Annotated in this window: 13 protein-coding genes; 2 read left to right on the top strand and 11 right to left on the bottom strand. The window is 43.9% G+C overall.

The features are described 5' to 3' along the window. Nucleotides 1–80: 80 nt before the first annotated feature. Nucleotides 81–1382: a protoglobin domain-containing protein gene (locus tag ACQCT5_RS07735; protein WP_499640636.1), complete on the top strand. Its 1302-nt coding sequence runs from the start codon at nucleotides 81–83 to the stop codon at nucleotides 1380–1382. 206 nt (nucleotides 1383–1588) lie between these two features. Here the strand turns inward: ACQCT5_RS07735 and ysxE are convergent, their stop codons facing one another. From ysxE to hemA, 8 genes are all read right to left on the bottom strand, one after another. Next, nucleotides 1589–2626 carry a spore coat protein YsxE gene (gene ysxE / locus ACQCT5_RS07730; RefSeq protein WP_499640634.1) on the bottom strand — a complete coding sequence of 346 codons (1038 nt, stop codon included), beginning with the start codon at nucleotides 2624–2626 and terminating at the stop codon, nucleotides 1589–1591. Nucleotides 2627–2881: 255 nt separating this feature from the next. Continuing rightward, nucleotides 2882–4045 (bottom strand): stage VI sporulation protein D, encoded by a 1164-nt coding sequence (spoVID, locus tag ACQCT5_RS07725; protein ID WP_499640632.1) that lies wholly within the window; start codon nucleotides 4043–4045, stop codon nucleotides 2882–2884. A gap of 419 nt (nucleotides 4046–4464) precedes the next feature. After that, entirely contained in the window at nucleotides 4465–5754 is a 1290-nt protein-coding gene (gene hemL, locus ACQCT5_RS07720) for a glutamate-1-semialdehyde 2,1-aminomutase (protein ID WP_499640630.1), read from the bottom strand. An 88-nt stretch (nucleotides 5755–5842) separates the two neighbouring features. Then, on the bottom strand, nucleotides 5843–6823 hold the full coding sequence (hemB, locus tag ACQCT5_RS07715) for a porphobilinogen synthase (RefSeq protein ID WP_499640628.1): 981 nt from the start codon (nucleotides 6821–6823) through the stop codon (nucleotides 5843–5845). After that, nucleotides 6824–7579, bottom strand: coding sequence for a uroporphyrinogen-III synthase (locus ACQCT5_RS07710; protein WP_499640627.1), 756 nt, complete (start codon nucleotides 7577–7579; stop codon nucleotides 6824–6826). Continuing rightward, nucleotides 7579–8511, bottom strand: coding sequence for a hydroxymethylbilane synthase (hemC, locus tag ACQCT5_RS07705; RefSeq protein ID WP_499640625.1), 933 nt, complete (start codon nucleotides 8509–8511; stop codon nucleotides 7579–7581). Before hemC ends, ACQCT5_RS07710 begins: the two co-directional genes overlap by 1 nt. A 28-nt stretch (nucleotides 8512–8539) precedes the next feature. Continuing rightward, on the bottom strand, nucleotides 8540–9373 hold the full coding sequence (locus ACQCT5_RS07700; protein ID WP_499640622.1) for a cytochrome c biogenesis protein: 834 nt from the start codon (nucleotides 9371–9373) through the stop codon (nucleotides 8540–8542). A gap of 15 nt (nucleotides 9374–9388) precedes the next feature. After that, complete coding sequence (hemA, locus tag ACQCT5_RS07695; protein WP_499640620.1) at nucleotides 9389–10759, bottom strand: glutamyl-tRNA reductase; 1371 nt, start codon at nucleotides 10757–10759, stop codon at nucleotides 9389–9391. 236 nt (nucleotides 10760–10995) lie between these two features. On the opposite strand from hemA, the gene ACQCT5_RS07690 reads away from it, so the two are divergent. Next, nucleotides 10996–11478 (top strand): LiaF transmembrane domain-containing protein, encoded by a 483-nt coding sequence (locus ACQCT5_RS07690; RefSeq protein WP_499640618.1) that lies wholly within the window; start codon nucleotides 10996–10998, stop codon nucleotides 11476–11478. Nucleotides 11479–11537: 59 nt separating this feature from the next. Here ACQCT5_RS07690 and ACQCT5_RS07685 read toward each other — a convergent pair whose 3' ends face one another. From ACQCT5_RS07685 to ACQCT5_RS07675, 3 genes are all read right to left on the bottom strand, one after another. Next, nucleotides 11538–12269 carry an amino acid ABC transporter ATP-binding protein gene (locus ACQCT5_RS07685; RefSeq protein WP_499640616.1) on the bottom strand — a complete coding sequence of 244 codons (732 nt, stop codon included), beginning with the start codon at nucleotides 12267–12269 and terminating at the stop codon, nucleotides 11538–11540. A gap of 11 nt (nucleotides 12270–12280) precedes the next feature. After that, nucleotides 12281–12943: an amino acid ABC transporter permease gene (locus ACQCT5_RS07680; protein WP_499640613.1), complete on the bottom strand. Its 663-nt coding sequence runs from the start codon at nucleotides 12941–12943 to the stop codon at nucleotides 12281–12283. An 83-nt stretch (nucleotides 12944–13026) separates the two neighbouring features. Further along, nucleotides 13027–13809: a transporter substrate-binding domain-containing protein gene (locus ACQCT5_RS07675; protein ID WP_499640611.1), complete on the bottom strand. Its 783-nt coding sequence runs from the start codon at nucleotides 13807–13809 to the stop codon at nucleotides 13027–13029. Between the last annotated feature and the right edge of the window lie 98 nt (nucleotides 13810–13907).

The following is a 13907-nucleotide window of genomic DNA, read 5'->3' as shown; positions in this document are numbered from 1 at the left end:
TAGCATATTTCCCTAAGAACCGCCATAATTATACATAAAGATAAGAATTTTTTACCATTTTCTATTCGAAGGAGAATACCATGCTATCATTTTTGCAAAAACAGAAAACGCCACCCTATTCGGCAAACATGCAATTTCCCTCCAGCCAGTCAGTAGTTCGCCTCTCCGATGAGGACCTTTCCAGCCGCCTTTATTATATGGGATTTACCAGAGAACATCTTCAAGCACTTAAGGATGCGAAGCCTGCAGTCTTTTCCATTCTTGATGACGTACTTCGCCAGGTGCTCGAGCATTTATATAAACAGCCGCCATTGAAACGTGTTGCATCCAACAATTCAAGTAAAGAAAGATTGGAAGCTGTATTCCGCCACTATTTTCAGAGCTTGTTAAGTGGAGAGCTTGATGAGGAATTTTTCAAAATGAGAAAGAGAATCGGACAAACCCATAACGGTGTCCACCTTCCTGTGACCTGGTTTTTAGCAACCTACTCAGCGATCCAGACACTTCTGCTTCCAAAGGTGGTCGAGTGGTTCCAGGACTCTCCTGAAAAACTGGTGACCATCCTTACTGCTCTTACACATATTACGAATCTCGATTCCCAGCTTGTCGTTGAGGAATATATCCATGTCAGGATCGACTTGCTCGAGCAGGCGAATGAGGACAATCGCACACTTCAAACTGAGCTGACAAAAATGAGTGAAGAAGTGGCAAGTACAGTGAGCGACACAGAGGAGACGATTCAGAAGGTCACGTTAAAAGCCGAAACCGTTCTTAAGGAAACGGATCTGACCCAAAGAAGCAGCAAGAACCTGCTGAATCTGACCCATGAAAATGAAAAACAGATGGAAAAGATGGTTGGTAATTTCGGTGAGGTCATGCGTGAGGTCACCCAATCCTTAGAAGAAATGCATATCTTGAAAAACGTGTCTGAAGAGATCATCACCATGACTCAGGGGATAGACAATATCGCTGATCAGACCAATCTCCTTGCTTTGAATGCATCGATAGAAGCGGCTCGTGCCGGCGAGGAAGGAAGAGGGTTTGCCGTAGTGGCAAGCGAGGTTCGAAAGCTTGCGGAAAGCTCAAAGGATTTGAGCAGCAAGATCAAGGTGCTCATCGACAAGAGTGACCAGCAGATCTCGAATGTGACCACCCTCATGGACTCCATGCATAAAGTTACCGGGCAGTCCCAGCAGAACATCCAGCAGGTAAAGGGCGGACTTATTACAGTCAAAATGGAAATGGACAACTATGTGGACCGCTTCAACAAAAACAAAGAGGATCTTGATAGCATCGTTACGGCATTCAAAGAGATTAATGCTACCACTACCAATCTCTCCGTGCTGACAGGTTCTCTTCTGAAAAAAGCGATAGATAAATAAAGGCTGTTTTCGCATACATTGTTCCTTTTTACGTATCTAACTCAAAAACGTAATATTACTTGCATTCGTGCTTTTCCCGTGTAATAGTTTTATTTTCTCTTTGAATTTTAAAGTGAGAATTGCTGTAAAAAATCCAAAAGCTATTTTTTACGGACATAAGCATCAAACTTTGTGAAAAGAGCCTAAGTAAAAGAAGGCCCCACCTCTTATCCGGTGTGGGCCTCTTGATTTTTTTTCTGCTCTTCGATCTGATTGATCCTTCCTGCTACATACTCAATATTTTTTGCCATCCAATAGCTGCCTTGCAGTCTTTTGACCAGCTCCCTTTCAGATACTGGTTTTCTTTGTTGGGTTCTCGGCTGCTGGAAATGTTGGATGGTTTGCATGAACGTTTTCGGATGGGAAAGATAGCTTAAGGTCAGATTCTTTTCATGGTCCTGTAGACTGAAGCCTTTCTGATATTCATAGAACCAGTCGATGCAGTCATCGCAATATACCGGGTAGGTGCGCAAATACCGCTGATAAAAGGAGATGAGGTCATTGGCAGGAGGACCATGCTTCGCCCGTTCCCAGCTGATAAAATAGCCTCTGCCTTCTGTATCTTTTACAAAATGATGAAAAGAAACCTTGCCATGATTCATGGATACCCGATGCTTTTTCGTTTCTTTGATTTCCTCCTGCCAGCCTTCCAGCTTTTGCAGGGAGAACTTTTGGGCCAGGGAGATCTCATGTGCATAGGTGCATGCCATCAGTTCAAATGGTGACATATAAGTCTTTTTTTCGCATTCATCCACAAACTTCTCCAGCTCTTCCTGCTCTTTCGTCCATTCCCCTGATAGCCGGTCATAGAAGGCGGTTATCTGCTCTTCCTCATATTCCTTTTCCTTCACCGTCATGCTATGCAGCTTGGAAAGCTCCTTGAACATGAGACTGTCCTTGAAATCCAGTTCCCTCTCTTCCTGATCCTCGATCCATGGCATCAAATAGTAGGCATCCGAGTAATTTTCTATAAAGTAATAGCCCTGTTTCGTCTGATAGATTGGTACGATCGTCTTTATTCCACGACTGTACAGCGAATGGATATTCATGAACAGTGGGTAGGCATGCTCTTTTCTGATTTTCTTCAGGGCAAATGTGCCGTTCTTGGTAGCAACCCTCCAGACCTCGCCATGTTTTTCCACAAATTCCGCCGTGACCCCGTATTGATTTAACAGCTCATCGAGATTATAAACTTGAGTCATCATGACATTACTCTCTTTCCTTTTGAGGTTAGTAATCTCTAAAAAAGGATGTTCAAAAAGTCCGGTAAAAAGCTATAGAATTTCTTCGTCTGCTTGCCTCTCCGCTCCTCTCGTATACAAATCATACGCTGCGGTGCTCGAGCCTTCGCATCCTCGAACTTCTTTGCTCTTTTTATCCTCCTTTTTGAACTTGCACTACAAAAGAAGTGAGAAAGGTCCCCCCTCCCTCACTACTTTTAAAAGTTTTATGTTAATCGACTAGGATTTTGCTTTTGCTTTCGCAGGGATGTATAATAATTGGCCTTCATTTACATTGTCCTCCGTGGACAGACGGTTGATGCGGATAAGCTGCTGGATGGTCACGTCATATCTTTCCGCAATATGGTCAATGGACTCCCCTTGCTGTACAATGCATATTTTCAACCTCGTAAACTCTTCTCCATCCTCTTCTGCAAAAATCTTCGTCAAGGAAAGGGAGTTCTCATCACGCGCCTCTGTTTCTTCCTCGTGATAAGCCTGTTCCACGACTTCCTCTTTTTGCTTTCTTTTTTCGAAGAAGGATGCAAGATTCTGAGGATCCTCCTCTTCCGCTTCCACTTCTTGTTTAGAAGACTGAAGTGCATAAATCGGCGAGAACGGATCTTCCGTATAGACCTTATCCGCCTGATAATAGGAGGTGTCTGCATCAAAGTCCAATTCATCGATTACAGCACTCTTTCTTGCCTCCACTTCAAAAGGCTCATATTCCCCTGAATCATTGTAGCTGTATTGCGTATTTGCATTGACTTCATCCTGATTGAGTATTTCTTCCTCATCATCATCATCATCATCGTCTTCTGCATCATAGTGGAAGTCTTCTTTATCAGCATCAAATTCAGAACGAGCACTTCGGTACATCGGTTCTAACTCCGGCTGTTCCTCCGTTTCAAAAGCATTCTCCTCTTCTTCCTCCTCTTGCTCAAACTCCTCCACTACTGGTGCACTTTGCTGATGTCCATAGATCCCGGAAATGGAGAGCTCTGCATCCAGCTGCAGGCAGCCGCGAGCAGGCACACTGTAGTCAAAGGATTCAATCGACACATAAATCTCATCAAGGCTTTGAATCCGGTTCTTCGGGATGGTGATGTCCACCGGAAAACGATGCTTCAACGCGCAAACACCATCCTCCCGCTCTTCCACCTCCTGCACCACTCTTGCCTGAGTAAAAGGACGATAATCCTCCTCTTCCTCCTCATTCATAAAAGCATGATACTCTCCTGATAATAATAAAGCTCCCCTGATGGAAACATATTGGTCCTGTTCATGAATTTGAATATCTGGATCCAACGCGATGGAGATGAGCTCTGCTACTTCCTGTCCCTTTTGAAACCATACAGACTCTTCTACTGAAAACCGCAAGCACGATTGTTGTTCTGAAGACAAAGGGGTTCCTCCTTTCACACCTAAAAAAAATTTACTATATCAATAAAGGTGTATGTGAGGAAATGACGGAATATGATAAGTTTTTGGTGATGTGGGGGGAGAGAGGAAAACTTATTCTTGTTCGATGAAAATACAGTATCGAACCTGTATAGTATGTTCACATTTTATTGTCATGACGCGATTCTTGCTGCATCCTATTGAATTTCAAGGGCAAATCCAGCATTTTTGATCTCTCTTCTTCCGCTATCCTCACGCATCATGCTCCTATTCTCACGTATCTGCGAATTATCCTCACGCAACTCTCGTTTATTCTAACGCTTCTGCCTCCTATCCTCACGCTACTTGCATTTACCTTCACACTCCCATAAACTCACAAAAAAACCCGCCTCCTACCACGGAGACGGGTTTCCTACCTTACTTTATTTCTTTATAGCTGCAAAAGACTTTTCAATCGCTTCAAGTGTTTTTTCGATATCCGCATCACTATGTGCAGTGGATAGGAATAGACCCTCGAATTGGGATGGCGGAAGAAATACACCGTTATCCGCCATTTCACGGTAAAACGCCGCAAAGTAATCCAGGTTGGATGTTTTCGCTTTTTCATAGTTGGTTACTTCTTCGTTCGTGAAGAAGAAGCCGATCATCGAACCAGCACGGTTGACTGTCAAAGGAACATCGTATTGCTTGGAGAGTGCAAGGATGCCGTCCTCCAATTTGTCCGCCTTTTTGGCAAACTCTTTATATGTTTCAGGTGTCAGCTGTGCCAAGGTTTCATAGCCTGCAGTCATTGCGAGCGGGTTACCGGAAAGTGTACCTGCCTGATAGATAGGACCGCTCGGAGCCACTCGGGCCATGATTTCGGCTTTCCCGCCGTAAGCACCAACCGGAAGACCACCACCGATTACTTTTCCAAGACAGGTCAAATCAGGCGTTACGCCATAGTATCCTTGTGCACAATGGTAGTCGACACGGAATCCGGTCATTACTTCATCAAAGATCAGCAAGGAACCATTTTTCTCGGTTACTTCACGCAATCCTTCCAAAAATCCTGGCTGTGGAGGTACCACACCCATATTACCTGCAACAGGCTCTACGATGATGGCAGCGATGTCTTCGCCGAACTGCTCGAATGCATACTTGATGCTTTCAAGATCATTGTAAGGAACCGTGATGGTGTTCATAGCAACACCATCCGGTACACCAGGACTGTCAGGCAACCCAAGTGTCGCCACTCCAGATCCGGCTTTGATCAATAGTGAATCTCCATGGCCATGATAGCAGCCTTCGAATTTCACGATTTTATTCCGGCCTGTAAAACCGCGCGCCAAACGCAGGGCACTCATCGTCGCTTCTGTACCTGAGCTAACCATACGAACCACTTCAATGGATGGCACGCGATCGATGACAAGCTTTGCCAGCTCATTTTCAATTAGGGTCGGCGCACCGAAGCTTGTACCGGACTCGGTTACTTTTTTGATAGATTCCACTACTCTGTCGTTGGAGTGTCCGTGGATAAGCGGGCCCCAGGAAAGGACGTAGTCTATGTATTCGTTTCCATCTACATCATAAATTTTGGAGCCTTTGCCTCGCTCCATGAAGATCGGGTCCATATTAACGGACTTGAATGCACGTACCGGGCTATTTACCCCACCTGGCATTAATTTTACCGCTTCTTGGAATGCTTGCTTTGACTTTTCATAGCTTCTCATTTTTCGTCATCCTTTCTTTCTATCGAATGGATTGTTCTATTTTTATTCGGAAGCGGTTCCTACACGAAGAACCGCTTTCCTCTATCCTTTAATTTTCGTTCAACCAGCGTGCAACATCTTTGGAGAAGTAGGTGATGATCAGATCCACACCAGCACGCTTCATGCTTACGAGCATCTCCATCACGATCTCTTTTTCATTGATCCATCCGTTTTGGGCCGCTGCCTTGATCATGGAGTATTCTCCACTTACGTTGTAGGCCACAACAGGCACATTGAAGTTGTTTTTCACATCACGGATGATATCCAAGTAGGATAGAGCGGGCTTCACAATCAGGAAGTCTGCACCTTCCATAATATCGGATTCCGCTTCACGCAGTGCCTCTTGACGGTTGGCAGGATCCATCTGATAGGTTTTGCGGTCTCCGAATTGAGGGGAGCTGTGAGCTGCATCACGGAATGGTCCGTAGAATGCAGAAGAATATTTAACCGCATAGGACATGACCGGAATATGTTCAAAGCCGTTCTCATCCAGTCCATGTCGGATAGCCGCAACAAATCCGTCCATCATATTGGATGGCGCAATGATGTCCGCTCCTGCTCTTGCTTGGCTGACAGCTGTACGTGCCAAAAGATCCAACGTAGGATCGTTCAGCACTTGGCCTTCCTCCACAATTCCACAATGACCGTGACTTGTGAATTGGCACAAACATGTATCCGCGATGATAACTAGATCTGAAAAGCTTTCCTTTATCTGCGCAATCGCCTTTTGCACGATTCCATGATCATGATAGGCCTGTTTTCCCACTTCGTCCTTTTCATTGGGGACGCCAAACACAATCACGGATTTTATGCCTAAATCCGTAACTTCCGCCATCTCCGCATTCAGCAGGTCCAAGGAAAGATGATAGACGCCAGGCATGGATGGTACTTCTTTTTTGATATTTTCCCCTTCCACGACAAAAATGGGATAAATCAAGTCCTCTTTATTAAGGTGGGTTTCCCTTACCAGCGCTCTCATATTATCCGAGCTTCTTAAACGACGATGACGAGCAAATTGTAAGTCTTTCATTTACGTATCCTCCCTTTGAAAATAAGTGATGATTTCTTTCAATAATCCATCCATGGTGTATACTTCCGGACTCACCGCCACTGTGAAGCCGGCTTGTACCGCTGCTTGTTCTGTGATCGGTCCAATCACTGCTACAGGGACGTCAGGCAAACCAAATGCCTTTTTAAAATTGTGAACCGTTGAAGGACTTGTAAAAGTAATAAGATCCAGGCTCTGCTGCACAACAGCCTCTCTATCCTCTTTTGTAAGGGATATCGGTTTATTTTCATACACGGTTATCTGTTTAACATTGTACCCTAAACGGAGAAGTTCTTCACGCAATACAGGCCGGGCGAGGTTTCCTTGGATTAATGCAAGCGTATCCCGTTCCGGATCCAGCCTATGTGAAATCTCATTTATCAGATTCTCAGCCGAATAGGAGGATGGAACAAGTTTTGTCTCATATCCTCGCTCCGCTAATGCTTCCTTCGTTTTCGACCCGACAGCAGCTATTTTATTCGTTAACGGTTCAGTATGTAATTCAAAAAAGTGCTTCACGCCATTCACACTTGTAAACACAAGCCAATCATATTGAGCGGCTGCGTCTTCAAGCTCTGCTGAAACCTCCTCTTTATTGTCCGGCAATGAAAATTGAATAAGAGGGACTTCCAATGGGGTCCCTCCGAGTTTCTGCACTTGCTTGGAAAAGTACGATGCCTGTTCCTTGCTTCTTGTAATAAGAATGCGTTTATCGGTTAAAGGCAAAGTACGGTCCATTATTGATCAAGCTCCTTTTTTACCTGATCAATCAGCATTTTTCCACCCTGGTCTGTTAAGCTTTGTGCTGCTTCAAGACCGACTTTGACGGGATCTGTACCTGTAATTCTTTCTTTGTAAAGGACAGATCCATCAGGAGCTCCAACCAGTACAGTAAGAGTGACCATGTCTTCCTGGCTTACAGAAGCAAAGCCTGCGATCGGCACCTGGCATCCGCCTTCCATTTTATGAAGAAATGCCCGCTCTGCCACGACAGCTTTTTCTGTTACGGAATCGGTGAAGAGCTTTAACGTTTCCAGTAATTCATGATCATTTTCGCGACACTCGATGGATAGGGCACCTTGGCCGACTGCCGGCAAGCAAAGGTCTTCATCGAGGAATTCTGTCACTACATCCTTTGACCATCCCATACGGGCAAGTCCAGCCGCCGCTAAGATAATCGCATCATAATCCTCATTCTGAAGTTTCGCCAGACGGGTATCAATGTTTCCACGGATCCATTTGATTTCAAGATCTGGGCGCTTTGCCAAAAGCTGCGCTCCACGGCGAAGACTGCTCGTACCGACAATCGATCCGCTAGGTAAATCTTCTAATTTAACATGGTCTTTGGAGATGAACGCGTCCCTATGATCCTCGCGGAAAGGAATACAACCGATTGTCAGTCCTTCCGGAAGAACCGCCGGCATATCTTTCATACTGTGGACCGCCATATCGATCTCACAATCAAGCATCGCCTGTTCAATCTCTTTTACAAAAAGGCCTTTGCCCCCAACTTTGGATAAGGTGACGTCAAGGATCTGATCCCCTTTGGTCACAATTTCCTTCACTTCGAAATCAAACGGTGCACCAAGGCTTTTCAGCTGGTCGATCACCCAATTCGTTTGTGTTAACGCTAGCTTGCTTCTTCTTGATCCTACAATGATTTTTCTCATATATCCTCCTTACCCTATATCGGGTTCTCTATAGAATCCAAAAATGGAAATTTGATAGTCTGCTTAACAGGAAAAAATTTATCAGTATCACCAAAAAAGCTACTATATTCCAGTTAGCAATAGCCTTGCCTGTTATCCCCTTTGCCAAACGCTGATAAAAATAATAGCTGTATCCTGCAATGACAAGGAAGGAACCAAGCACCTTTGCATCGTACCACACAAACTCGGAAAGCTTCACGGAGGCCCAGATGCTCCCTAAGATCAAGGATAGAAGCAACATAGGGACACCGATGACATTCAATACATAGGACATTTGGTCAAGCTTGGACAGATCCTGTATTCGCAGGAGCCGTTTTCCCCACTTTTTCCGCTTTAACAGATTGTACTGCAGGATGTAGAGAAGCGAAAAGACAAAGGATAGCGAGAATGCACCATAGGAAAGAATGGCCATCGTGATATGAATGATTAAAAGCTCCGAAACAAGAGCCTGTGCCACCACCTGTGATTCGTGCTGAATAGGGGTGAAGGTATGTAGTGCCATGACAAGGAACCCTATTACGTTAGTAAAGAATACGATAAAGTCGACCCGTAGTATCCGGTTGATAATAAGGGAGAAAGTAATGAGTACCCACGTGTAGAAGTACATTCCCTCATAGATGGTGAGAATCGGAAACCTTCCCGTATCAATCATGCGCAGAAATAAAAAAATTGTTTGCAGCACCCAAACAATTGCAAGTAACCAGAAGGCCGTTTTATTGGCCTTCCGGTTATTATGAAGATAATCAATGAAATATAGCAGTACACTCAAGGCATAAAGAATGATGGTAAACTCATACAGCCTTGCAATTGTCATCTCTAGCATATTTTCAGGCCTCTCTTACGACTGGAACGTCGCTGCATGAGGAAGCGGAATGCCCACGGGAGCACTCGTGCTTTTCTCCTTTTTCACAGCATAGTACTGTGTTTGGACTTCTTGTTGTACCGCTTCTTCAATATTAAAGATTTTAGTAAACAATTCTAGAGAATCTTGTGCATCAGGCTCAGAAGAGAGCTCTTTTGCACGAAGGATCGGATCACGGAGCATCTGGTTGATGATGCTTTTCGTGTGTTTGTTCAGCACCTTGATTTCACGCTCACTCAAGTGAGGAAGCTTTCTTTGAATGCTTTGCATCGTTTCTGACTGGATGTCCAAAGCCTTCTGGCGTAAAGCCGAGATGACCGGGACCACTCCTAATGTATTCAGCCAATGCTTGAACTCGACAATTTCCTCTTCAATGAACAATTCAATCTCTTCTGCCGCTTTTTTGCGCTCGGATAGATTGGCTTGGACAATCCCTTGAAGATCATCAATATCGTAGAGGAATACACTTTCCAGTTGATCGAGTTGAGGATCGAGGTCGCGTGGGACCGCGATGTCCACCATGAATAACGGACGGCCTTTGCGGATTCTCTCGACATAGATCATGTCCTCTTTTGTAATAACAAAGTCTTTTGCTCCGGTAGAAGAGATAAGGATATCCGCTTCTACCAACGAACAGGATAGCTCCTTGATCGATTTCGCTTTTCCTTCAAATCGATTTGCCAAGCTTTCCGCTTTTTCCAATGTACGGTTGATGACCGTAACTTTCTTTACCCCGTTGCTGTGAAGATTCTGGACGGCGAGTTCTCCCATTTTACCTGCGCCTAAAATTAAAACATGCTTATCTGTTAAATCACCAAAGATTTTTTTTGCAAGCTCCACCGCTGCATAACTGACGGAAACTGCATTCGAACCAATCTCCGTTTCGGAATGCGCTCTCTTCGCAAGTGTGATGGCCTGTTTGAAAAGCTGGTTGAAAATGGTCCCCACTGTTTGATTTTCTTGAGCGGAGAGGAAGCTTGTACGGATTTGTCCAAGAATCTGGGTTTCCCCAAGTACCATGGAATCCAATCCACAGGAAACCCGGTACAAATGCTCGATTGCCCCATCATTTTCATAGATGTTCAAGTATGGAGAAAACTCTTCCTTGTCCAAACCGAACCATTCAGCAAGGAAAGATTTAATATAATAACGTCCAGTATGCAACTGATCGACTACTGCATATACTTCCGTACGATTACAGGTAGAAACGATGATATTTTCCAAGATGGATTTGCGATCCTTTAATGCTATCATCGCTTTATCAAGATCAGCTGGATTAAAAGTTAACTTTTCACGGATTTCAACAGGGGCCGTCTTATAATTAACGCCGACTACTATAATATGCACTTGTCCGTACACCCCCAGGAAAATTATGATCTATAAAAATTATAACATGACTGATTGGCGAAACATCTGTTAAAATGTGAACAAATGGTTGCCATTTTTAAGTAATATACCCGTTCTTAATAAATACATTTCTCTTATATATTACAAACATTACAATTCTTTTATTCACCAACTTGTACATTAACAGAAATTCTACGCAGAATCAAGGTTTCAGGCTTGATTTCAAGGAGGAAAACATGAAGAAGAACAGCTTTTTGCCGGGATTGCTCCTGCTCTTATTTGGAGCATATTTCCTATTGGAACAGATGAACATCGAGCTATGGCAGGGAACCTTTACATGGCCGACCATTCTCGTTATTACAGGGTTTGCATTACTATTACAAGCTTACAAGCAGAACGATCACGCTAACATTCTACCAGGCTTTGTACTTCTAGGAGTCGGCTTGCATTTTCATCTGAAAGGTCAATTGGCATTTTGGCCAGATCACTTTGCTGTTATTATTCTCATTGTTGGGTTCGGTTTTATACTACGCTCTCAAAAAACAAAAAGTGGACTGTTTGAAGGTGTCGTGCTGACTGTAATCGCAAGCTTCTTTCTATTTTCCAATACCCTTATGGAGATGCTTGGAATCGTAGAAAACGGATTTTCCGCCTTACATACTTTCTGGCCAGCGGTGCTCATCCTTATTGGCGCCTATCTCATATTTAAAAAGAAATAATCAGAAAAAGACCTACGACAATTTCCATACATTGTTGTAGGTCTTTTTCTGTGAAGATTTTATAGTACGGCGTCCAAAAATTCTTTTGTCCGCTGATTCTCTGGATTATTGAAAAGCTGATCTGGGGAACCTTCCTCGACAATTCTTCCGTCATGCATGTAGACCACTCTATCGGCCACTTCTTGGGCGAATCCCATTTCATGTGTTACTACGACCATCGTCATTCCTTCTTCCGCAAGCTCTTTCATAGTCTTTAAAACTTCTCCTACAAGCTCGGGATCGAGTGCAGAGGTAGGTTCATCAAAGAGCATCACTTCCGGTCTCATGGCAAGCGCCCTGGCAATTGCGACACGCTGCTTCTGCCCACCGGAGAGTTTGCTCGGATACACGTTCTCCTTTTCGGAAAGGCCAACTTTAGCCAAAAGATCTGATGCAATCTTTTTCGCTTCCGCTTTTTTAAGCCCTTCCACTTGAATCGGAGCTTCCATGACATTTTCCAGAACTGTTTTATGTGGAAACAGATGGAAATGTTGAAACACCATTCCCACTTTTTGACGGACCTTGTTCAAGTTGTCCTTTTTGACATCCACTTCTTTCCCGTCAATCACTACGGTTCCGCTGTCCTTCATTTCAAGGAAATTCATGCATCGTAAAAGTGTACTTTTCCCCGAACCACTAGCCCCGATAAGGCACACCACTTCTTTATTATTTACTGTCATCGATATATCCTTCAATACATGCAAGGAACCGAATGACTTGTTCAGATTATTCACTTCAATCTTTGTATTCATCCGTTATCCTCCTATCTGTCGCTCGCTGAGAATTTCCGTTCCAGCATATTTACGATAATTCCAATGAATCCAACAAGAACTAAGTAGTAAACGGCTACAACCAATAAGTAGGTCATGACATCGTATGTGTTTGCCCCTTGTGTTTGGGCAACATTAAATAGTTCATAGAATCCGATGAATGCCGCTAGTGAGGAGTCCTTCAGTCCGATAATAAACTGATTCCCAAGTGGGGGAAGAGCCCTTCTGACGGCCTGTGGCAGGATGATGCGTCTCATGGTCAGCTGTCTCGTCATTCCGAGAGAACGCCCCGCCTCCATCTGACCTTTATCAATGGATTGAATCGTACCTCTGAAAATTTCTGCTATGTATGCCCCATTATGAAAAGCCAAGGCCAGAGAAATCGACCAGAATGCCGAGATGTTATACTCCACCAACCCGAAGTAGATAACGAAGATCTGAACAATCAACGGTGTTCCACGGACCAGATAGATATACGCGTTTGCTATCCACTCAAGAACTTTGATTTTGGATATCTTTAAAAAGGCAAAAAATAGACCGATAAAAAGTGCAATTAAGATGGATACTGCTGTAATCTGCAGGGTTTTGAGCATCCCTCTCAGGAACATGTCATAAGAACCCATAAATACTTCTATAAAATGCGCCAAACTTGGCATATTTCTCACTCTCCCTCTGGCGATTTAAAAAATGTGTGGTGTATAGACACCACACATCTAGATCAAATAAAGTAAGATTTCATTTACTCTTTAGGCTCTGTTGTGATATCTTCTCCGAAGTACTTCTCACTGATTTCTTTTAGCTTTCCGTTTTCACGCAATGTTTCCAACGCTTTGTTTACCGCTTCAAGAAGCTTCTCATTGCCCTTGGCGATACCGATTGCCTGTTCACTTCTTTCCAGCAGTTCACGACCCTCGAGCTCCATTCCAGCACCGATGGCTTCCCTGCCGGTGACAAAATCTGTTACTACTGCATCATGACGACCGTTGTTCAGTGCCTCCAATGCGACAACATCACTATCATAGTTCACGACATTGTCTGAAACTCCTTCCATAATATCCGCATAAGTGGATCCTCTGGATACTGCTACTTCCATATCCTTCAAATCATCCATTGTTTGAATATCGCTGTCTGGACGAACAAAAATCTGTGGTCCGGAATAGTAGTAAGGTGTGGAGAAATCCACTGCTTCTGCACGCTCTGGTGTAATGGTGTGACTTGCTACAGCAGCATCGAACCTTCCGCTTTTCACACCTTCCACGATACTCGCAAATGTATATTTTTTCTGAACCGGTTCAAGACCCAGCTCTTCTGCTACCGCTTCTGCAACCTCGATATCAAAGCCACTCATCTTTCCTGATCCATCCGTAACACTGAATGGTTTGAATTCTCCGGATGCTGCATATGTAAACTTACCGTCGTCCACTAGTTCGTACCCTTCATCTGATGTGGTTTTGCCACCTCCGCATGCTGCTAGAATAGTAGATAATAAGAATAAAACCACTAATAATAATCTCTTTTTCAATTTCCTGAATCCCCCTTGAAGTATATTTTTATGTACTAGTTAAATCGTAGCATTTTCACAAAACTGCCACAAATACGGTATGAGAGAGTATCATTTGA

It is taken from the genome of Sutcliffiella halmapala, assembly GCF_050107295.1.
Taxonomy (GTDB): Bacteria; Bacillota; Bacilli; order Bacillales; family Bacillaceae_I; genus Sutcliffiella_A; species Sutcliffiella_A halmapala_A.
The sequence above is the reverse complement of the archived record's forward strand: the minus strand, read 5'-3'. Positions and strand labels throughout refer to the sequence as shown.

Bases quoted from the DNA above. Each gene is read 5' to 3' on its own strand.
- ACQCT5_RS07690 (WP_499640618.1), top strand. From the start codon at position 10,996: ATGAAGAAGAACAGCTTTTTGCCGGGATTGCTCCTGCTCTTATTTGGA.
- hemL (WP_499640630.1), bottom strand. From the start codon at position 5,754: ATGAGAAGCTATGAAAAGTCAAAGCAAGCATTCCAAGAAGCGGTAAAA.
- hemB (WP_499640628.1), bottom strand. From the start codon at position 6,823: ATGAAAGACTTACAATTTGCTCGTCATCGTCGTTTAAGAAGCTCGGAT.
- ACQCT5_RS07735 (WP_499640636.1), top strand. From the start codon at position 81: ATGCTATCATTTTTGCAAAAACAGAAAACGCCACCCTATTCGGCAAAC.
- hemC (WP_499640625.1), bottom strand. From the start codon at position 8,511: ATGAGAAAAATCATTGTAGGATCAAGAAGAAGCAAGCTAGCGTTAACA.
- ysxE (WP_499640634.1), bottom strand. From the start codon at position 2,626: ATGATGACTCAAGTTTATAATCTCGATGAGCTGTTAAATCAATACGGG.
- ACQCT5_RS07680 (WP_499640613.1), bottom strand. From the start codon at position 12,943: ATGCCAAGTTTGGCGCATTTTATAGAAGTATTTATGGGTTCTTATGAC.
- ACQCT5_RS07710 (WP_499640627.1), bottom strand. From the start codon at position 7,579: ATGGACCGTACTTTGCCTTTAACCGATAAACGCATTCTTATTACAAGA.
- ACQCT5_RS07700 (WP_499640622.1), bottom strand. From the start codon at position 9,373: ATGCTAGAGATGACAATTGCAAGGCTGTATGAGTTTACCATCATTCTT.
- ACQCT5_RS07685 (WP_499640616.1), bottom strand. From the start codon at position 12,269: ATGAATACAAAGATTGAAGTGAATAATCTGAACAAGTCATTCGGTTCC.